The following is a 20592-nucleotide window of genomic DNA, read 5'->3' as shown; positions in this document are numbered from 1 at the left end:
GGGTGCTGCCGTCATGCCTGTTCGGGGGCCGCGACCGGCGTCCCCCGAACAGGCCACGGCGTTACGGCGTCAGCGGGGCGACCTGACCACCGCTGAGGCGACGGTAGGTGTACACCAGCATCAGCGAGGCGACCGGACCGGAGACCAGGACACCGACGCCGCAGGCGAGGATGCCGGCCGCGGCGATCAAGCCGGCCACCAGCCAGACCAGGATCACCTGTCCGACATTGGCTTTCACGATCTCGATGCTGGCCTTCAGCGAATCGATCGGCGACAGGTTGCGATCAACCAGGATCGGGTGCGCGAATATCGCGAACAGCGCGACGATCAGACCGGGGATAACGCACAACACGTACCCGATACCGACGAGCACACCGACGATGAGCGTCAGGACGATCATCGGCCCGATGTAGCGCGGCTTGAAGAACGACCCGATGGTGGTCGGCTGCCCGTCGGCGATGCCGAGCAGGCCGACGTACTGGGCCGACGAGATGGCCGCCGCGACCACCAGCAACACGAGGTAACCGAGCACCAGGATGGCGATGCTGGCCGGTCCCAGTGAGGTGACGTTGTACGAGTAGCTGAAGCCGGCGTCGTCCGCCGAGTAGCTCGAAACGGACGTGTCAGCCAATCCCAGTGCACTGAACTGCACGATGCTGGCGATGACACCGACGATGAGGCCGTAGACCAACACCGACACGATCAGCGGCGCCGGGTTCTTGGTGAACTTGTTCCACGCCCACGACAGCGCGTCGCCGACGCTGAACGGGGCGGCACCGCCCGGCGCACCGTACTGGTAGCCGGCCGGCGGGTACGCCCCTGGCGGCGGCGGCGCGAAGCCACCCTGCGGCGGCGGGGGCGGCGGGTAGGCACCACCCGGCGGCGGGGGCGGCGGGGCGTATCCACCTTGCCCCGGAGGAGGCGGGTAGCCGCCCTGCGGCGGGGGCGGGAATCCTCCGCCCGGAGGCGGCGGGTAGCCGCCCTGCGGCGGGGGCGGGTAGCCACCCTGCGGTGCCTGCGGAATGTATTCCGTCGGAGCGCCTCCCGGAGGTGGCGGCGGCGGGAACCCACCCGGCGGTGGCTGCGGAATGTACTCCGTCGGCTTATTGGCGTCCGGCGGAGTGCCGTCCGTCGGTTGGTCCGTCATAGTTCAGTCCCTCTCCGAGAGGATTTGGCGTGACTTCGGTCGCCACGGCACGAGATCAACATCGAACTACACGAATATACGAATACCGCGGCACGAACGACACGCTGTAGACGAAAAACACGCGGACTGCACAACTGCCAGGCGTTTCGCGGTAGTTCCACGAGCGTCGCCCTGAACGAGGCGGAACACGAGACACCGCACGTCACGGCCGGGGCTTCTCGCGAGGTTCGAACCGAGGGTGCCGCGAGGCCAACCCTCGCTCGCGCCCAGCTGACGCTTCTTCGTAGTAGCGCAAGCGTGCAGTTTCCGTCGAGCACTCGATTTATCTGTCAGATAATGGAGTCGAGCGCCGGTAAACGGGGACGCGGAATTGGGGACCAATGGTGGATTATGAACAGATCGTCGCCGACATCGTGCGCAGTGTCGGCTCCGCGAACGTAATTCCCATTGGGATCTACGACAACATACGCAACTTCAAGAAAGACCCGTTTGGATCAGCCACCAATCTCGCAGGCATACTCGCGCCGTCACTCAATGTGGCATCTTCAGCAGTTGCTGCACTCGGCGACAAGCCCAACGCGTCGGGTTCCGGAAACACACCCATCCTTGCGGCCGCGCTCGCTGTACTGAAAGACATGCTCCAGCAATGCGGCGCCGGAGTTCCGGATTCAGGTGCTGATTTCAAGTCCGGCGCACAAGCCTTCGCAGCCACAGCTGAGCAAATGGGCGCCGCATCACCGCCGGATAGTTGGACCGGATCCGCATCGACCGCCTATTCAGATGCCAATGAAGTCCAGAAACATAAAGCCGAAGCACTAGCGAAGGCGGACGACACAGTAGCTGCCGCGCTCGGTGCCGAAGCGCTGCATGTAGCCGCCACGCGGAAGAGCATCGAGAGCGCTTCGCACACACTGAACGGCGCGGTGCCAGTCGCAATCCTTCTCGGCGCCCTGCCGCACGGAGACGTCATCTCGTACGGCTTTCAAGTTCAGACCGTGATGTACACGATGCCCTTGCCCATCGCGGACTTTCATCGCCTCACCACCGCAGTGACCCGCTACGCCGCGTCCGTAAAGGCCGCCGCGACTTCGTACGCCCAAGCTGATGCAACAACTGGTACACCGTCGCTCGATCCAGCTCAGCGACTCACTGTCGAGCCGAATGCCCTGCGGCGGCTTTCAGACAGTCAGCACGTTGTCGCCGTCATGTCGAAGCAAGCTGGCGCCCTCACAGCTGACACAGGCCGCAACGTATTCACCACGCACGGGTCTGCTTGCGCGCCGACAAGTGAAGCAGTCATGCAAGCCTGCATCGACCGCGCGAACTCAGCGCAAGCAATCACCATGCGAGCCGATGGGTTGGCCGCCGGTCTCAGTGCAGCGGCGGATTGGTACGACCGCACAGACGCGACCGGAGCGGCAAACCTGGCAGCACAAATGAATCTCGAGTAGGCCGATCCGGCAACGGACGGCACTTAGGTGCAATCGGCTATTTGCGCGAGCCGCCCTGTGACAGGAATCCCAGCAGATCGTGCCGCGTCAGTACGCCGACGGGCTTGCCGTCGTCGACGACCATCACGGCGTCGACCTCGCGCAGTTCCTTGGCCGCCGCGGAGGCCAGCTCGCCGGCACCGATGAGCGGCAGCGGCGGGCTCATGTGCTGCGCCACCGCGTCGGCCAGTTTCGCCCGGCCCTCGAAAACCGCTGAGAGCAGCTCACGTTCGGACACGCTGCCCGCGACCTCGCCGGCCATCACCGGCGGCTCGGCCCCGACGACCGGCATCTGCGAGACGCCGTACTCGCGCAGGATGTTGATGGCGTCGCGCACCGTCTCCGACGGGTGCGTGTGCACCAGGTCCGGCAGCGCGCCGGACTTGCCGCGCAGTACGTCGCCGACGGTGTGTTCCTCCGGCGTGCCGTCCAGGCGGGTGCGCAGGAAGCCGTACGACGACATCCACTCGTCGTTGAAAACCTTTGACAGATAACCTCTTCCGCCGTCGGGCAGCAGCACGACGACGACGGCGTCGGGCCCTTCGCGCTCGGCGACCTTGATCGCCGCGACCGCGGCCATGCCGCACGAGCCGCCGACCAGCAGGGCTTCTTCGCGCGCCAGGCGCCGGGTCATCTCGAACGAATCGGCGTCGGACACGGCGATGATCTCGTCGGGGACGCTGGGGTCGTAGGCCGACGGCCAGAAGTCCTCACCGACGCCTTCGACCAGGTACGGCCGGCCGGTGCCGCCGGAGTACACCGAGCCCTCCGGGTCGACGCCGACGACCTTGACCCGGCCGCCCGAGACCTCCTTGAGGTAGCGGCCGGTGCCGGTGATCGTGCCGCCGGTGCCGACGCCCGCCACGAAATGCGTGATCTTGCCGTCGGTGTCGGCCCAGATCTCCGGGCCGGTGGTCTCGTAGTGGCTGGCCGGGCCGTTCGGGTTGGAGTACTGGTCCGGCTTCCAGGCGCCGTCGATCTCGGTGACCAGTCGGTTGGAAACGCTGTAGTAGCTGTCCGGATGGTCGGGGGCCACGGCCGTCGGGCAGACGACGACGTCGGCGCCATACGCGCGCAACACGTTCTGCTTGTCCTCGCTGACCTTGTCGGGGCAGACGAAGATGCACTTGTAGCCGCGCTGCTGCGCGACGATGGCGAGCCCGACGCCGGTGTTACCGGACGTGGGTTCGACGATGGTCCCGCCCGGCTTGAGCAGACCGGCCTCTTCGGCGGCGTCGATCATCTTGACCGCGATGCGGTCCTTGGCGCTGCCGCCGGGGTTGAGGTACTCGATCTTGGCGGCCACCACCCCCGAACCCGCTGGAACAACCGAGTTCAGTTGGACCAGAGGCGTATTGCCGATGAGCTCACTGATGTGCCGGGCGATGCGCATGGGTACATGTTGTCAGGCCGCCCCCGGGTTGCGCATACCGGATTACCAGGTTGCCTCGCGGATGTACTCGCCGATCTGCTTCAGCGAGCGGTCGGCCTCCTTGACCAGCGGGGCAGCGAGTTGGAACACGTGCATCTGGCCGGGCCAGACGTGCACCTCGACCGGCACGCCGCTGGCGGCCAGCATGTGCGCGGCCTTGCGGGCGTCGTTGAGGAGCACCTCGGAGCCGGACACGTGGATCAGGGTGCGCGGCAGGCCGGGCTCGATGTGGTCGAGCGGCTCGTAGATCTCTTCGGGCTTTCCGTCGACGAGGTGGCGCGAGGCGGCGTGCTCGATGAGTTCGATCAGCGCGTCGAAGGCGTGTGCCGGGAACATCGCGTCGGACTTCATGTTCGGGTGCTGGGCCCGGCTCTCGTTGTCGATCTCGAACAACGGCGACATCGTCGTCACCGCGGCCGGCAGCTCACCCTCCTCCTGGAGCTTCTCGGCCAGTGCCAGCGACAGGTAGCCGCCCGCGGAGTCGCCGGCGAGCACGATCTGGTCCGGCTCGTAGCCCTTCAGGCGCAGCCACCGGTAGGCGTCGTGGCAGTCCTCGAGGGCCTCGCCGATCGAGTGCTTCGGAATCATCCGGTAGTCGACGACCAGGACGGGCGCGTCGGCGTACTTGGACAACGCGCCGACCACGCGGCCGTGGGTGTGCACGCCACAGGTCAGGAATGCCCCGCCGTGCATGTAGAGGATGACGCTGCGACGGCCGTCGGCCGGCAGCACGCCCTTGGCGCGGACCAGGTGCGCCGTACAGTTCGGCAAACCGATCGTGGCGCGGACGGTGCCCGGCTCGGGCCTCATGATCCGGGCGACGAAGTCCACCATTCCCCACGGCCAGGGGGCCTTCGGGGCGTAGCTGCCGATGGTCAGAGTTGACTTGATGGCGAGTGTCGCGGCTACCGACATCAAGCGACCGGCGAGGCTGGGACCGTCCTCGACGATCTCTACCGGTGCGCCGTCACTGACCGGATAGCGGCGTGGTTTCCGCCCCTTAACAGGACTTATAGCAACACTATGGGTTCTGACAACCCTGCTCGGTGCGGTCATCGCCACCACTCCTACGCCTTTGTAGTTCCGGTGCACTTCGTTATTTACGTCACTTAATAGACAACCCGCGTAACTTAGCTTGCCACTGCTACATAGATCAACAATCAAAGTCGCCGAATTGATGCCCCAGTCGATATGACTACGTGACCGGGTCGCCCGCGGTTCATCGACCTGCGAATCTGGGCAACCGACCTAGACTGAACGCCGTGGGCATACGTGCACCGCGCCGGACGACCATCGCTCTGGCGACCGCAGCCACCATCGCCTCGACGGGGTCGTTCTACGTCGGGGTCCGCAACCTCCTGAGCGGCCAGGCAGCCACTGCGCGCCGGGTCATCCCCAAGTCATGGGAAGTCCCGCCACGGGCCGACGGCGTCTACAGCCCCGGGGGCGGACCCGTCGAAAAGTGGCAGCGTGGCGTGCCGTTCGACCTGCACCTGATGATCTTCGGCGACTCCACCGCCACGGGATACGGCTGCCGCAGCGCCGACGAAGTGCCCGGCGTCCTGCTCGCCCGTGGGCTGGCGCAGCAATCCGGTAAGCGAATCCGGTTGTCCACCAAGGCCATCGTGGGCGCGACCTCGAAAGGCCTGTCCGGCCAGATCGACGCCATGTTCGTGGCCGGCCCGCCACCGGACGCGGCGGTCATCATGATCGGCGCCAACGACATCACCGCCGTCAACGGCATCTGGCAGTCGGCGCGCCGGCTGGGCAACGCGGTGCAGCGCCTGTGCGCCAGCGGCGCAGTCGTCATCGTCGGCACGTGTCCCGACTTCGGCGCCATCGCCGCCATCCCGCAGCCGCTGCGCTGGGTGGCCCGCAATCGGGGCCTGCGGCTGGCCCGGGCCCAGGCCGGGCAGGTGCGGTCGAACGGCGGCGTGCCGGTGCCGTTCTCGGACCTGCTGGCGCCCGATTTCCTCAAGGCGCCCGAGGTGCTGTTCTCCCCGGACATGTTCCACCCGTCGGCCGCCGGTTACTCGCTGGCGGCCCAGCAGTTGCTGCCGGCCCTGTGTGAAGCGTTGGGCGAGTGGACAACTGAGTCGCCGCCGGCATCCGCGCTGGTCTCCCGGACCGCGGACGTGACGAGCCTGCTGGCCCGCCTGGCCGGCATCGCGCGCCTGTGGCGGCGCACGACAGGCGTACCCGCGCCGATCGTCGCTCCTGTCACGGGATAAATTCGCCGGGAAGCAATTTTTGGATCCTTAGGAGCCCGTCATGCCCGAAGCCGTCATCGTCTCCACCGCCCGCTCCCCCATCGGCCGTGCCGTCAAGGGCTCGCTGGCCACCATGCGGCCCGACGACCTCGCCGCCCAGATGGTGCGCGCCGCGCTGGACAAGGTGCCCGCGCTCGACCCGCGCGATGTCGCCGACCTGATGATCGGCTGCGGACAGCCCGGTGGTGAGGCCGCCTACAACATCGGTCGCGCCGTGGCCGTCGAGCTCGGCTACGACTTCATGCCGGGCACCACCGTCAACCGCTACTGCTCGTCGTCGCTGCAGACCACCCGCATGGCGTTCCACGCCATCAAGGCCGGCGAGGGCGACGTGTTCATCTCGGCCGGTGTCGAGACCGTGTCCCGCTTCGGCATCGGCGCTGCCGACGGCGCCCCGAACAGCAAGAACTCGCTGTTCGACGAGGCTCAGGCCCGCACCGCCAAGCAGGCCGAAGGCGCCACCGAGTGGCACGACCCGCGCGAAGACGGCGTCCTGCCCGACGTCTACATCGCCATGGGCCAGACCGCCGAGAACGTCGTCCTGCACACCGGCATCAGCCGTGAGGACCAGGACCACTGGGGCGTCCGCTCGCAGAACAAGGCCGAGGAAGCCATCAACGCCGGCTTCTTCGAGCGCGAGATCGTCCCGGTCACGCTGCCCGACGGCACCATCGTCTCCAAGGACGACGGCCCGCGCGCCGGCACCACCTACGAGAAGATCAGCCAGCTGCAGCCGGTGTTCCGCCCGAACGGCACCATCACCGCCGGTAACGCCTGCCCGCTGAACGACGGCGCCGCCGCCCTCGTGATCATGAGCGACGAGAAGGCCAAGGCCCTCGGCCTGACCCCGCTGGCGCGCATCGTCTCGACCGGTGTCTCGGGTCTGTCGCCGGAGATCATGGGCCTGGGCCCGATCGAGGCCGTCAAGCAGGCCCTCGGCCGCGCCAACATGGCCATCGGTGACGTCGACCTCTACGAGATCAACGAGGCCTTCGCCGTGCAGGTGCTGGGCTCGGCCCGCGCCCTGGGCATGGACGAGGACCGCCTGAACGTGTCCGGTGGCGCCATCGCCCTCGGCCACCCGTTCGGTATGACCGGCGCCCGCATCACCGCGACGCTGATCAACAACCTGCAGACCCACGACAAGCAGTTCGGCATCGAGACCATGTGTGTCGGTGGTGGCCAGGGTATGGCCATGATCATCGAGCGGCTTTCGTAAGTCCCTTAAGCAGTCTCTGAAGCGGCGTCCCGCCGCCTCAGCGTTGACCCTGTACTCAGGGCGCATTTGTTCGAGTGACATGCGCCCCAGGTACAGGGTCAACGTGTTTCTGGGGGCATCTGGCGTTGACCCTGAACCCTTGGCCTAACTCGCGCGTCCGGCGTCGCGCGAGGGCAGAAACACTGCAGGATTTCGTCGATAGAGTGCCCGCGCCCAGGCCCGATTCACCCACGCGATGATCTCCGCCCGGCGATGTCCGGCGGCCACTCTGACCACCGTCCACCCGACGCCGGCGATGTACTCGCTGCGCACGATGTCGTAGCCGATCTGGCCCGCATGTTGCTCGCCGTCGTACTCGACAGCGAGCCGCATGTCTTCCCATCCCATGTCGAGGAAGTACTTGGCGCGGCCATCGGGGCCAGTCACCGGGATTCTGAGTCTTCGGTCGTGGAAAGCCTTCGGCGATCAGCAATTGTCGAAGCCAGGATTCTTGCGGGGATTGGGCGCCCGGGTCGTAGAGAGCCAGAGCCTGCTCCAATTGGCGCAACCCTCGCGCGTGCCGGTGGCGGCCTGCCACCTCACGCACTGCGTCGACGTTGAATCCGGTGGCGGCACCGAGAGCGTCGAGTCGGGCAACCGCGTCGACGAGCGACCCGCGTCGTCCGAGGTCGAACGCCGTACGGTGCGACGTCGTCACAGGCAATCCGCCGAGCAACTGGCTCTCGTCGTCGAAGAGCAGGTCATCACGGGCGATGACGTTCCTGGGCGGCCTGGTATTGGCGTAGATGAGTTCAATCGGCGCGTCATCAGGCACCCACTTCGCCCTGTGAAGGGCTGCCGCGGCATGCCCGGCAATGGTGGCCTCGCGTCCAGACCACAGCCACGCGGCCTGCGTCCGCTGGTAGAGCGATGGGTCAATTCGCTTGTCCACGTAGATGTTCGGCAGCATCGCCCGGTAGTGGCGGCGCAGCTCGTAGCGGGTGAGCGATCGACTTGCGACAGCCTCGCTGCCGATGAACGGGTCCGATTCGGTGATCATGACGCAACCGTCTGCCGCCCCGCTGACAGAAAGGTCTCGATCGCGCCGACACAGCCGTGGAGTGTGGATCAACTGCGAAGTGTGGATAACTCACGTTGAGCCTGTATCCGCGGCGCATTCGTACGAGTAGCCCGCGCCACTAGTACAGGGCCAATGCGCCGATGGGCGATCAGGACTCTGAGCCTGAATCCATGGCGCAAGAGTGCGAGAAACCCACGCCCTCAGTACAGGATCAACCCACATAGAACCCCACCCCATAGACTTTCCGCCCAATGATCACCATCGGAACCCCACTGTCGCCGAACGCGACCAAGGTCATGCTGCTCGGCTCCGGCGAACTCGGTCGCGAAGTGCTGATCGCGTTGCAGCGCCTGGGCGTCGAGACCATTGCCGTCGACCGCTACGAGAACGCGCCGGGCCAGCAGGTGGCCCACCACGCGCGGACCATCTCGATGACCGACCCCGACCAGCTCAAGGCGCTGATCGCGGCGGAGAAGCCGGACCTCGTGGTGCCGGAGATCGAGGCCATCGCCACGCCGGCGCTGCAGGAACTCGAGGAGGCCGGTGTGGTGCGGGTGATCCCGACCGCGCGGGCCGCCCGCCTCACCATGGACCGCGAGGGCATCCGGCGCCTGGCCGCCGAAGAACTCGGCGTGCCGACGAGCCCCTACAAGTTCTGCGATTCGCTCGAGGAACTCCAAGCCGCCATCGATGGCGGCATCGGGTACCCGTGCGTCGTGAAGCCCGTGATGAGCAGTTCGGGCAAGGGCCAGAGCAAGCTCGACGGCCCGGACGACGTCGCGAAGGCCTGGGAGTACGCCATGGGCGGGGCGCGCGTGACCAACACCCGCATCATCGTCGAGGGCTTCGTCGACTTCGACTACGAGATCACGCTGTTGACGGTCCGGGCACGAGGCGCCGACGGCGAGGTCGAGACCCAGTTCTGCGAACCGATCGGGCACCGTCAGGTCTCCGGCGATTACGTGGAGAGCTGGCAGCCGCACCCGATGTCGGCCGCGGCTCTGGCCAACGCCCAGGACATCGCGCACAAGGTCACCGAAAACCTCGGCGGGCAGGGCGTTTTCGGCGTCGAGTTGTTCGTCAAGGGCGACCAGGTGTGGTTCAGCGAAGTGAGCCCGCGCCCACACGACACCGGCATGACGACGATGATCACGCAGTGGCAGAACGAGTTCGAGCTGCATGCCCGTGCGATCCTCGGGCTGCCGGTGGACACGTCTCTCAAGAGCCCGGGCGCCAGCGCGGTGATCTACGGCGGCGTGGAGGCCGAGGGCATCGTCTTCGACGGCATCGATGAGGCCCTGCAGGTGCCGGGCACCGACATTCGCCTGTTCGGCAAGCCCGAGAGCTTCCGCACCCGCCGGATGGGTGTGGCCCTGGCGCGGGCCGCGGACATCGACACCGCACGCCGCAACGCCGCCGAAGCGGCCGGCCGCGTCAAGCCGCGCGCGGTCTGAGCCGGACACTGCACGACACGAAGAAGGGGCGCCCGCCGAAGCGGACGCCCCTTCTCTGTCAACGGAGCTAGTCGTTGTTGAAGTAACTCAGCAGTCGCAGGATTTCCACGTACAGCCAGACCAGGGTGACGGTCAGGCCGAGCGCGACGCCCCATGCCGCCTTCTCCGGCGCGCCGGCGCGGATCATCTGGTCGGCAGCGTCGAAGTCGAGCAGGAAGCTGAACGCCGCCAGCGCGATGCAGACCAGCGAGAAGATGATCGCGATGGTGCCGCCGCTGCGCAGGCCCATGCCCGCGCCGCCGTTGAACAGGCCGATGATGAAGTTGCCGAGCATGAGCGCCAGAACACCGAACATGCCGGCGACGATCATGCGGGTGAACTTCGGGGTGACGCGGATGGCGCCGGTCTTGTAGACGACGAGCATGCCGAAGAACACACCGAAGGTGCCGAGAATGGCCTGGCCGATCAGGGCACCGGCATTGGCGCCGGAGACCGCGAAGTTGGCCATCACGAACGAGAAGGCACCGAGGAACATGCCCTCGAGCACCGCGTAGGTGAGGACGATGCCCGGGTTGTCCTGCTTACGGCCGAACGTGGCGATGAGGACCATCACCAGGCCGCCGAGGGCACCGATCATGGCGATGGGCCCGGCCAGCGCCAGGTTCGACATGATCACGAAGTACGAAACGACCGCACTGACCGTCAGCACCGCCAGCGTGATGCCGGTCTTGGTGACGACGTCGTCGATGGTCAGCGGGCGCGAGAAACCGGCCTGCTGCTGCGGGTACTGGGTGTATGGCTGGGCCATGGTCTGCTGGGCACCATATGCGGCGGCGCCACTACCGAATTGCGCGTATCCGCCCTGCGATTTGGGCAGGGAACGAAATATCGGGTTGCTGCTCTCGCGCACCGTCTGGGTTCCTCTCGTGAAGCTGTGGTCCGTCTGCTGACGAACACCCACTCAACGTACGGCTTCGGGTGTTGGTTCCCGGCGAGACGGAGAAACTGGGAACTTACTGTGAAACGGTACCTGGTCGGCGCAGCGGTTGCGCGACGATCTAGATTGCTTACCGTGGCGGAAAACGAGGATATCCTAGTAAATGTCGAGAACGGCGTCGGCGTCGTCACGCTGAACCGTCCGAAGGCCATCAATTCGCTCAATCAAGTCATGGTCACGGGCCTGGCCGAGGCGCTCAGGGCGTGGGAGCACGACGACAGCGTGCGCGCGGTCCTGCTGACCGGCGCCGGCGAGCGCGGCCTGTGCGCAGGCGGCGACGTCGTCGCGCTGTATCACTCCGCCAAGGCGCAGGACGACAAGGCCAGGACGTTCTGGCACGACGAATATCTGCTCAACGCGCACATCGGCCGCTACCCCAAGCCGTACGTCTCGCTGATGGACGGCATCGTGATGGGCGGCGGCGTCGGGGTCGGCGCGCACGGCAACACCCGCGTCGTCACCGAGAAGACCAAGCTCGGCATGCCCGAGGTCGGCATCGGCTTCATCCCCGACGTCGGCGGTACCTACCTGCTGTCCCGCGCGCCGGGCCTGATCGGCCTCCATGCCGCGCTCACCGGTGCCCCGTTCTCCGGCGCGGATGCCATCGCTCTGGGCTTCGCCGACCATTTCGTCCCACAGGCCGACCTCCCAGCCTTCCGCGACCTGGTGATCAGCGACGGCCCCGACGCCGCGCTCAAGAAGTACGCCGTCGAGCCGCCCGCCAGCGAGCTTCTGGCACAACAGCATTGGATCGACGAGTGCTACGCGGCCGACACGGTCGCCGAGATCCTGGAGAACCTGCGGAACAGCGACGCCGCGCCCGCCAACGCGGCAGCCGACCTGATCGCCACCCGGTCGCCCATCGCGCTGACAGTCACCCTGGAGGCCGTGCGCCGCGCCGCGAAGCTGCCCACCCTCGAGGACACCCTCGTGCAGGAATTCCGAGTCTCGATGGCATCGCACAAGTCTCACGATTTCGTGGAGGGCATCCGCGCCCAGCTCGTCGACAAGGACCGCAACCCGCAGTGGTCCCCGGCTAGTCTTTCGGACTGCACCGCCGCCGACGTCGACGCCTACTTCGTCTCCGCCGACCCTGATCTCACCTTCTAGGAGAACCGATGACTTTCGAAACCATCCTGGTCACCCGCGACGACCGCGTCGCCACCATCACCCTGAACCGGCCGAAGGCCCTCAACGCCCTCAACAGCCAGGTGATGACCGAAGTCACCACGGCCGCAGCCGAACTCGACGCGGACCCGGGCATCGGCGCCATCATCATCACCGGTAGCGAGAAGGCCTTCGCCGCGGGCGCCGACATCAAGGAGATGGCGAGCCTGACGTTCGCCGACGTGTTCTCGCAGGACTTCTTCGCGCTGTGGAACAAGTTCGCCGCGACCCGCACCCCCACCATCGCCGCCGTCGCCGGCTACGCGCTCGGTGGCGGTTGTGAGCTCGCCATGATGTGCGACCTGCTGATCGCCGCCGACACCGCGAAATTCGGCCAGCCCGAGATCAAGCTGGGCGTGCTCCCTGGCATGGGTGGCAGCCAGCGTCTGACGCGTGCCGTGGGCAAGGCCAAGGCCATGGATCTGATCCTCACCGGCCGCAACATGGACGCCGAGGAAGCCGAACGCTGCGGTCTGGTGTCGCGTGTGGTCCCGGCCGACAAGCTGCTCGAAGAGGCCAACGCCGTCGCCAAAACCATTGCCGGCATGTCGCTTTCGGCGTCGCGGATGGCGAAGGAAGCGGTCAACCGCGCCTTCGAGAGCACCCTCGCCGAGGGCCTGTTGTACGAGCGCCGGCTGTTCCACTCGGCCTTCGCCACCGACGACCAGACCGAGGGCATGGCGGCGTTCACCGAGAAGCGCGCGCCGAACTTCACGCATCGGTAAAGTCGATCGGTGGCCGACACCGCGCAACTGCCTGATCCTGCCGACGACGGCGCCGCTGTCACGGTGGCCGAGCCGTCGGACGAGGAGTCATTCGTCGCGAAACTGGAAGAGCCACCCTCGGATTGGTGGGTTCGCCGCTACACGTTTTTCGGCACCGCGGTCGGCCTGACCTTCATCTGGCTCTCGATGACGCCGTCGCTGTTGCCGCGCGGACCGCTCTTCCAGGGCATCGTCAGCGGGGCTGCCGGCGCGTGCGGCTACGGCCTCGGGGTGCTCAGTGTCTTTCTGGTGCGCTACATGCGCTCAAAGGACAGCAGTCCCAAGGCGCCCCGCTGGGCGTGGCTCGTCCTGATCGGGGTCGGCGTCATCGGCCAGGTGCTCGCGGTCATCTGGTTCCACGTCTGGCAGGACGAGGTCCGCGACATGATGGGCGTGCCCCGGATGAAGTTCTGGGACCACCCGCTGACGGCGGTGTACTCGATCGTCTTCCTGTTCGGCTTCGTCGAAATCGGCCAGCTGATCCGCAAATTGGTGCGTTTCCTGATGCGTCAGCTGGAGCGGGTGGCTCCCCCTCGGGTGTCCGGCGTGGTGGCAGTGCTCCTGGTCATCGCCGTGTTCGTCGAGGTGTTCAACGGTGTGGTCGGCAACTATGCGATGTCGTGGATCAACAACACCTTCGCCTCGGCCAATGACGAGGATGATCCCGACAACCCGCCTCCCACATCGCCATTGCGGTCGGGCGGGCCCGGCTCACTTGCCAGCTGGTCGTCGCTGGGCCGGCAGGGCCGCATCTTCGTCGGCAACGGACCGAGCGTCGAAGAGCTCGAGAAATTCAACGGCCGCAAGGCAATCGAACCGATTCGCGCCTACGCCGGTCTGCACTCCGCGGACGGCATCCGGGCAACGGCCAGGCTCGCCGCGCAGGAACTCAAGCGCACCGGCGGACTCGAGCGCGCGGTCGTCGCCGTCGCCACCACGACGGGCACCGGCTGGATCAACGAGGCCGAAGCCGCGTCGCTGGAGTACATGTACAACGGCAACACCGCGATCGTGTCGATGCAGTATTCGTTCCTGCCCAGCTGGATCTCGTTCCTGGTGGACAAGGACAACGCGCAGGAAGCCGGCCAGGAACTGTTCGAAGAGGTCGACGCCCTCGTGCGGCAGATGCCCGAGGGCAAGCGCCCCAAGCTCGTGGTGTTCGGGGAGAGCCTCGGCTCGTTCGGCGGCGAGGCTCCGTTCCAGTCGCTGAACAACCTGGTGGCCCGCACCGACGGCGCGCTGTTCTCCGGACCGACGTTCAACAACGTCATCTGGACCGAGCTGACCCGCTACCGCGACGCCGGGTCACTGGAGAAACTGCCGATCTACGACCACGGCCTCAACGCCCGGTTCGCTTCTCGCCCTGAGGATTTGGACCGCCCTGCCGACGCCACCTGGGGCCACCCGCGGGTGGTGTATCTGCAGCACGCGTCCGACCCGATCGCCTGGTGGAATCCCGACCTGCTGTTCGCCCGGCCCGACTGGCTGGAAGAACCGCGCGGCCGTGACGTCTCGCCGCGGATGGAGTGGATTCCCGTCGTGACGTTCCTGCAGGTGTCGGCCGACATGGCCGTCGCGGTCGACGTCCCGGACGGGCACGGACACGTCTACGTCAGGGACGTCGCCGATGCGTGGGCCGACGTGCTGCAGCCGCCGGAGTGGACCAAGGAGAAGACGGAGCGGTTGCGCCCGCTGCTACACCCAAGCGCCGGCACGTAGCAGCACCGACGCGGCCGTCCCGCCCAGCAGTCCTTCATCGACCAGCGCCCGGTATCCGCCGATGACGTCGGTGGCGCGGTACAGCCCCAGGTCCTGCAGCGCGGCGGCGGCCAGGCTCGAGGTGTAGCCCTGCGAGCACAGCACCACCCACTCGACGTCGACTCCGGTGGCCTGCGGCAGACGGGCGTCACTGGTCGGGTCGCAGCGCCATTCCAGGACGTTGCGTTCCACGACGAGCGCGCCGGGAAACTCGCCCTCGATGGCGCGCTGCGCGGCCGGCCTGATGTCCACCAGCACGGCGCCCCGGGCCAGCGCGGCGGGGATTTCGGCGGCGGACAGCCGGACCAGCCGCTCGCGCGCCGCGTTCAGCATGGCGTCGACTCGGCTGACCGCGTTCCCCGTCGCTTCACTCGCCGTGGTCATCAGTCCCCCTCGGGCTTGTCAGTGAGTTCGGTGTAGACGCGCCGCAGCTTCTGGCTTTCGGTCACGTCGTAGTACGACATGGCGGTCAGCGGCGGCGAGTAGGCGTGCACACTCAGAGTGGGCGGAGCGGGCGATACTCCTGCGGCATCGTTGCTGCCCGCCCGCACCACGTCGTGGACCCAGCCCAACGGGAACGCGGCCTGGTCACCGGCCTCCAGAGTGCGCTGCCGCAGCCCGCGGCCGTCCCAGCGGGTTTCCTCGAGCGCCCCGGACACCACGGTCAACGCACCGAGCGATCCGCCATGGTCGTGCAGCTCGGTGCTGCGCTCGGGGACCCAGCTGATCAGCCAGAGATCGAGTTCGTCGTCGCCGTACAACCGGCGGAACCAGCGTTCGTGAAGGGGCAGGCCGTCGGCCGGCAGCAGCCGGTCGTAACGGCCGCTCAGGACGTCGTCGGCGCACCGATCAGTGGCGTGCAGCAGGTCGGGCAGCCGCAATCGGGTCGGGGCCAGGGAAGTGGGGCCAGAAACAGAAAACTCTGTCAGGACGGACATGACGGAACTCCAATGCAGAAACGAACGGGTGGGCTTGGCGCCCTCACAAGGCCGGGCTCAAGCCCGACAACATGTCGCGTTCTGCACGTTCTGCACTGCCATGTTCCCCATGGTGTCGGCGCCGCGGCCGCCGGGAAAGGGTTAGCGTCAGGGTGATCCTGAATGCCTACACCTCTAGATTGGCAAGCATGCAGATCAACGTCATCCGGGCAGCGCTGCTCACGACCACCGCACTGACGTTCCTGACAGCCTGCGGGCCGGACAAGCAAGCCGCTCCCGCCCACACTCCCGCCGAGCTGCCCACGCAGTCGCACGAACACCCCGCACCCGCCGGCGGCGCCGTCTCCCCGGGCGGCGTGACAACTGCCGTCGACGCCCCGCCGGCGGCGACCGAGTCCGAGTTCGGCCAGGCGTGCCACGCCGCGAAGGTGTGGATGGACGCTCAGCATGCCGACCCGGCGACGCTCGTCGAGCCGTACCTGAGCCTCATGCAGCGGGCGGAAACACGTGATCCCGGTAACTTCAACACCCCGTGGACCGAGCTCACCGCAGGCCAGCAGGCCGGCGTGATCATGGCCGCGACCAGCGCCTCCAAAGGTGAATGCGGCTGATACCCGCCGTTCACTGAGGATTCGCTGAGTCTGCGGCGTTGCCCTAAAATCGGTCGCACTGCCGTCCGATCGCTCTGACGCATACACGCGGGCCGCGGTGACAGCGAACTTTCCGACCGCCGGATCCGACCGGCGGTCCTCACGTACCCGCGAGGCCCGCCGAGATGACCGCCATGACCGCATCCCCTCGAGGTCGCAGCTGAGCACCTCCGATCTCCAGCGCAGCGATACCGCCCGCCACCGTCTTCCAGCCCGGCACCGCCGGAGCCGGCTGCAAAGCCTGCTCAGCGCCCGGGTGGGCTGGGACACCGTCGGGCGGGTGGCGCTCGCCCTGGTCACCACGGTGGCGGTGGCGACGACCGGCCTGGGCTGGTGGACGGTGCGCGGCGCGCTGCACGGCATCACGGTCAGCGATGCGCTCGGGGCCGACGCGCCCAAGTCCACCGGCGGGGCGATGAACATCCTGCTGATCGGCCTGGACTCGCGGAAAGACCAGCAGGGCAATGACCTGCCGCAGGCGCTGCTCGACAAGCTGCACGCCGGGGATTCGGACAACGGCGGCTACAACACCAACACGCTGATCCTGGCGCACATCTCCGCCGACAACCATGTGGTCGCGTTCTCGATCCCGCGCGACGACTATGTGCGGGTCACCGGCATCCCCGGATACGACCACATCAAGATCAAAGAGGCGTACGGCCTGACCAAGGCCAACGCCATGCAGCACCTCATGGACAAGGGCGTCACCGACCAGGCCGAGCTGGAACGCAAGAGCCGCGAGGCCGGCCGCGCCGCCACCCTGGCCGCGGTCCGCAATCTGACCGGTGCGCCCATCGACTACTTCGCCGAGGTCAACCTCGCCGGTTTCTACGACATCGCCGAGAGCCTCGGTGGCGTCGAAATCTGCCTGAACCACCCCGTGTACGACGACTACTCGGGCGCCGATTTCCCGGCCGGCCGCCAGATGCTCGACGCCTCGCAGGTCGTCGCCTTCGTCCGGCAACGGCACGGCCTGGACAACGGCGACCTGGACCGGACCCACCGCCAGCAGGCGTTCCTGATCTCGGTGATGCACCAGCTGCAGAAGGACGGCTCGTTCAGCGACCTCGGCAAGCTCAATCAGCTGATCGGCGTCGCACAGAAGGACGTCGTGCTGTCGGCGGGCTGGGGCCAGGAGCAGTTCAAGCGCATGGGCGAGATCGCCGGCGGCGCAAACGTCCAGTACCGGACATTGCCCGTCGTGCGCTACGACAACATCGACGGCCAGGACGTCAACATCGTCGACCCCATGGCCATCAAGGTCGAGGTCGCCAAGGCCTTCGGCCTCAAGCCACCGGCCGGCGCACCGACGACCACGCCCAGCACGTCGACCGAGCCGTCGACGCTGGACAAGGCCGCCGACAGCACCGGTACGACGTCGAAGAACGCCAAGACCGCCGTCATCGACGTCATCAACGGTTCCGACGTGATGGGCCTGGGCCGGCAGATGTCCGAGATCCTGGGCGATCTCGAATACTCCATGGGCCAGACCCGGAGCTCGCAGGACGGCGAGCTCAGTTCGACGGCCGTCGACTTCGGCGCCGGTACCGACGCCGAAGCCAAGCACCTGGCAGAACTGTTGGGCATCGACGCGGTCCGCGCCGACCCGTCGGTGCCCGCCGGCCGCATCCACGTGACGCTGGGGCCGGGCTATCAGGTGCCAGACACCCTCGACAGCGTCTCCCTGGCTGCGGCCAAGTCGTCCAATTACGACACCACGTTGCCGACCCCGGAAGCCGGGCCGCCGGTGCGTGCCAACGACGGGCTCCCCTGCGTCAACTGACGCGCGCCCGCTTTTCCGTGCCGCCAGTGTGCGCACAGACCGTCGATCCGGCCGGTTCCGCGATCTGCACGCACACTCGCGATGCAGACGCCACCAGCTGCCGGCGCAAATTAATTAGATTAGTTCAACGAATTAAATTCGCCGCCCATCGAAGCGCGAAAAATGAGCAGCAACACCATTCTCAGAACACAAAGCACATCTAACAAATTTGCCCGCCGACCAGGCAAAACGTCGCAGAAGCAATGCGATCAGCTAACGAATGCGACGTATTTCCCAACTACTGGTCAGTAATTGTGCTTTGACTCACACAATGGTGCACACTATGGGGTGTCTCACTCATTGTCGAAGGGATGAGCTCAATGGTTGCTCCTCAGCACGTACCGGTCGCCCGGGTCCACAGTGGCGCGGTCAACGGGCGCCGAGTGCTCTTCATGGGCATCCTCCTGCTGCTCATCGCAGTAGCGGCCGTCAGCGGCATCCTCTTCGCCATGAGCAGCGGACAGCCGCAGGTGGCTCTGATCATCGGGCTCATCTCGGCGGCGTTCTTCTCGCGCATCCGCTGCTGACGCGGCCTCGTCTCGCCGCCGTCTGATCCGCACGCCAAAATAGGGCCATGCGGGTCGCACTGGTCCTTGGCAGCGGTGGCGCCCGGGGTTACGCACACATCGGCGTCCTCGACGCGCTCCGCGAGCGCGGATTCGACGTCGTCGGCATCTCCGGTTCCTCCATGGGCGCACTCGTCGGCGCACTGCAGGCCGCCGACAAACTCGACGAATTCACCTCCTGGGCCAGCGCTCTCACGCAGAGCGCGGTCCTCCGTCTACTCGATCCATCCCTGACCGCCGCCGGCGTGCTCCGCGCCGAGAAGATCCTGGCGGACGTCCGCGAGATCATCGGCCCGCGGACCATCGAGAGCCTGCCGATCCCCTACACCGCCGTCTCGACCGACCTGATCGCCGGCAAATCAGTCTGGCTGCAGCGCGGCCCGATCGACGCGGCCATCCGCGCCTCCATCGCCATCCCCGGCGTCATCGCGCCCTATCTGCTCGACGGCCGGCTACTGGCCGACGGCGGCATCCTGGACCCCCTGCCCATGGCACCGCTCGCGGCCGTCAACGCCGACCTGACCATCGCGGTCAGCCTCAACGCCAGCGACCCGAATCCCACTCCGGACTCCCCGCGTCCCACCGCGGAGTTGTTGAACCGCATGCGACGCAGCACGACGTCACTGATCGACCGGGCCGCGGCGAGCACCCTGCTCGACGGCCCCACCGCGCGATCGGTGCTGAGCCGCTTCAGCAACGCGGTCGACGGCATCGACGCCGCCACCGAGTCCGAGGTCGAGACCGAAGAAGACACGCACGTGCCGCGGCTCGGTGGATTCGAGGTCATGAACCGCACCATCGAAATCTCGCAGGCGGCGCTGATGCGACACACCCTGGCGGCCTATCCACCCGATCTGTTGATCGAGGTGCCACGCACGGTGTGCCGCAGCCTGGAGTTCTACCGGGCCTCCGAGGTCATCGAGATCGGACACGAATTGGCTTGTGCCGCACTCGATTCCCTCGACCTCGCCGACTAGGCCAGGAACGCGGCGACCTCCGCCGCAACCTTTCGGCCCTGCGCCCGGCCGGCCTGCGCCGACGGGATTCGACAGGCCGGATCCAGCGGGTCGACGCCGAAGGCGGCGAGGGACTGGTCGTCGGCGTAGATGCCGAAGGCACTGCCGGGAAAGCTCCTGACGTCCGCGCCGGGGCCCGCCCCGAACGGCGACGGCGAGTCCGATGGCGCCGGCACCAGCACGACGGCGGTGTCACAGTCCTTGACCGCAATCATGTTGACGCTGCTACCCATGCCGCCGTCCATGTACCGGCGGCCGCCGATGGTCACCACCGGCCAGGCGGCCGGTACCGCGCAGCTGGCCTCGACGGCGTCGACGACGGACACCCCCGATTCCCGCGTGAACACCACCAGCTCGCCGGTGTCGATGTCGACGCCAGTGATGCGCAGGTCATGGTCGGGCCACTCGTGCGACGGCAACCGGCGTTCGATGACGTTGCGACGGACTGCCGGGCTGACGGTCTCGGCGGCAGCCGCTGCCGCCCCGAGGCGCTGCAACTGTTCGGCCCGGCCGCCGTTGGTCGACGACATCGCGTCGATGAACGTGGTCAGGACGGCCTCGATGTTGATGCCCGGGCTGATCTCCGCCGATTCGGCGGCGACCTGGCGCTCGAACAGCTCAGCAATGCTCAGCGCGCTGCCCAGCTGAGCACCGACCGCCGAGCCCGCCGATGTGCCCAGCACCACATCCGAATTCCGGATCGCCGCGGCGATCTCGGGGGCCTCGTCGGCGATTCCCTGCAGGATGCCGGTCTCCCATGCGATGCCGGCGATGCCGCCACCAGCCAGAACGAGCGCACGCTTAGCCATTAGTTCATCTAACAGGATTCGGCGTGCGCCGTG

Annotated in this window: 18 protein-coding genes and 1 pseudogene; 11 read left to right on the top strand and 8 right to left on the bottom strand. The window is 67.0% G+C overall.

Annotation, left to right across the window (positions count from 1 at the left end):
* Positions 1–61: 61 nt before the first annotated feature.
* Positions 62–1147: a DUF2189 domain-containing protein gene (locus tag ACZ5IQ_RS05095; RefSeq protein ID WP_212812771.1), complete on the bottom strand. Its 1086-nt coding sequence runs from the start codon at positions 1145–1147 to the stop codon at positions 62–64.
* A 383-nt stretch (positions 1148–1530) separates the two neighbouring features.
* Between ACZ5IQ_RS05095 and ACZ5IQ_RS05090 the strand changes: the two genes are divergently transcribed.
* Entirely contained in the window at positions 1531–2598 is a 1068-nt protein-coding gene (locus ACZ5IQ_RS05090) for an EspA/EspE family type VII secretion system effector (RefSeq protein ID WP_167837875.1), read from the top strand.
* Between the two features lie 37 nt (positions 2599–2635).
* Here ACZ5IQ_RS05090 and ACZ5IQ_RS05085 read toward each other — a convergent pair whose 3' ends face one another.
* Positions 2636–4030: a cystathionine beta-synthase gene (locus tag ACZ5IQ_RS05085; protein ID WP_135355218.1), complete on the bottom strand. Its 1395-nt coding sequence runs from the start codon at positions 4028–4030 to the stop codon at positions 2636–2638.
* A gap of 42 nt (positions 4031–4072) precedes the next feature.
* The gene (locus tag ACZ5IQ_RS05080) at positions 4073–5125 is read right to left on the bottom strand and encodes an alpha/beta hydrolase (RefSeq protein WP_135355219.1); all 1053 of its coding nucleotides are present in this window, start codon (positions 5123–5125) and stop codon (positions 4073–4075) included.
* A gap of 206 nt (positions 5126–5331) precedes the next feature.
* On the opposite strand from ACZ5IQ_RS05080, the gene ACZ5IQ_RS05075 reads away from it, so the two are divergent.
* Positions 5332–6300: an SGNH/GDSL hydrolase family protein gene (locus tag ACZ5IQ_RS05075; RefSeq protein WP_135355220.1), complete on the top strand. Its 969-nt coding sequence runs from the start codon at positions 5332–5334 to the stop codon at positions 6298–6300.
* Positions 6301–6340: 40 nt separating this feature from the next.
* Entirely contained in the window at positions 6341–7558 is a 1218-nt protein-coding gene (locus tag ACZ5IQ_RS05070) for an acetyl-CoA C-acetyltransferase (protein WP_135355221.1), read from the top strand.
* A gap of 144 nt (positions 7559–7702) precedes the next feature.
* On the opposite strand, the pseudogene ACZ5IQ_RS05065 reads toward ACZ5IQ_RS05070, so the two are convergent.
* Positions 7703–8597 (bottom strand): annotated as a pseudogene (locus ACZ5IQ_RS05065) (endonuclease domain-containing protein).
* Positions 8598–8869: 272 nt separating this feature from the next.
* On the opposite strand from ACZ5IQ_RS05065, the gene purT reads away from it, so the two are divergent.
* Entirely contained in the window at positions 8870–10072 is a 1203-nt protein-coding gene (gene purT / locus ACZ5IQ_RS05060; RefSeq protein WP_135355223.1) for a formate-dependent phosphoribosylglycinamide formyltransferase, read from the top strand.
* A gap of 67 nt (positions 10073–10139) precedes the next feature.
* On the opposite strand, the gene ACZ5IQ_RS05055 is transcribed toward purT, so the two are convergent.
* Complete coding sequence (locus tag ACZ5IQ_RS05055) at positions 10140–10982, bottom strand: Bax inhibitor-1/YccA family protein (protein ID WP_135355224.1); 843 nt, start codon at positions 10980–10982, stop codon at positions 10140–10142.
* Positions 10983–11144: 162 nt separating this feature from the next.
* Here ACZ5IQ_RS05055 and ACZ5IQ_RS05050 point away from each other — a divergent pair, with 162 nt between their 5' ends.
* The 3 genes from ACZ5IQ_RS05050 (at position 11145) to ACZ5IQ_RS05040 (ending at position 14719) form a co-directional block, all read left to right on the top strand.
* Positions 11145–12179 carry an enoyl-CoA hydratase/isomerase family protein gene (locus ACZ5IQ_RS05050; protein ID WP_135355225.1) on the top strand — a complete coding sequence of 345 codons (1035 nt, stop codon included), beginning with the start codon at positions 11145–11147 and terminating at the stop codon, positions 12177–12179.
* Between the two features lie 8 nt (positions 12180–12187).
* Entirely contained in the window at positions 12188–12961 is a 774-nt protein-coding gene (locus ACZ5IQ_RS05045; protein ID WP_135355226.1) for an enoyl-CoA hydratase, read from the top strand.
* Between the two features lie 63 nt (positions 12962–13024).
* Complete coding sequence (locus tag ACZ5IQ_RS05040; protein ID WP_237162756.1) at positions 13025–14719, top strand: alpha/beta hydrolase; 1695 nt, start codon at positions 13025–13027, stop codon at positions 14717–14719.
* On the opposite strand, the gene ACZ5IQ_RS05035 is transcribed toward ACZ5IQ_RS05040, so the two are convergent.
* Both ACZ5IQ_RS05035 and ACZ5IQ_RS05030 read right to left on the bottom strand, forming a co-directional pair.
* On the bottom strand, positions 14696–15142 hold the full coding sequence (locus ACZ5IQ_RS05035) for a rhodanese-like domain-containing protein (protein WP_133425503.1): 447 nt from the start codon (positions 15140–15142) through the stop codon (positions 14696–14698). The genes ACZ5IQ_RS05040 and ACZ5IQ_RS05035 overlap by 24 nt on opposite strands.
* Positions 15142–15696: a cysteine dioxygenase gene (locus tag ACZ5IQ_RS05030; RefSeq protein ID WP_133425502.1), complete on the bottom strand. Its 555-nt coding sequence runs from the start codon at positions 15694–15696 to the stop codon at positions 15142–15144. Before ACZ5IQ_RS05030 ends, ACZ5IQ_RS05035 begins: the two co-directional genes overlap by 1 nt.
* 188 nt (positions 15697–15884) lie before the next feature.
* On the opposite strand from ACZ5IQ_RS05030, the gene lpqV reads away from it, so the two are divergent.
* From lpqV to ACZ5IQ_RS05010, 4 genes are all read left to right on the top strand, one after another.
* The gene (lpqV, locus tag ACZ5IQ_RS05025; protein WP_133425501.1) at positions 15885–16307 is read left to right on the top strand and encodes a lipoprotein LpqV; all 423 of its coding nucleotides are present in this window, start codon (positions 15885–15887) and stop codon (positions 16305–16307) included.
* Between the two features lie 199 nt (positions 16308–16506).
* On the top strand, positions 16507–18129 hold the full coding sequence (locus ACZ5IQ_RS05020) for an LCP family protein (protein WP_371824595.1): 1623 nt from the start codon (positions 16507–16509) through the stop codon (positions 18127–18129).
* 350 nt (positions 18130–18479) lie between these two features.
* Positions 18480–18695, top strand: a complete 216-nt coding sequence (locus ACZ5IQ_RS05015; RefSeq protein ID WP_020099173.1) for a hypothetical protein — start codon at positions 18480–18482, stop codon at positions 18693–18695.
* A gap of 47 nt (positions 18696–18742) precedes the next feature.
* Positions 18743–19711, top strand: a complete 969-nt coding sequence (locus tag ACZ5IQ_RS05010; RefSeq protein WP_464480919.1) for a patatin-like phospholipase family protein — start codon at positions 18743–18745, stop codon at positions 19709–19711.
* Here ACZ5IQ_RS05010 and ACZ5IQ_RS05005 read toward each other — a convergent pair.
* Positions 19708–20559: a patatin-like phospholipase family protein gene (locus ACZ5IQ_RS05005; RefSeq protein WP_464480918.1), complete on the bottom strand. Its 852-nt coding sequence runs from the start codon at positions 20557–20559 to the stop codon at positions 19708–19710. The genes ACZ5IQ_RS05010 and ACZ5IQ_RS05005 overlap by 4 nt on opposite strands.
* Positions 20560–20592 lie beyond the last annotated feature (33 nt).

The organism is Mycobacterium toneyamaense (genome assembly GCF_055384815.1).
The sequence above is the reverse complement of the archived record's forward strand: the minus strand, read 5'-3'. Positions and strand labels throughout refer to the sequence as shown.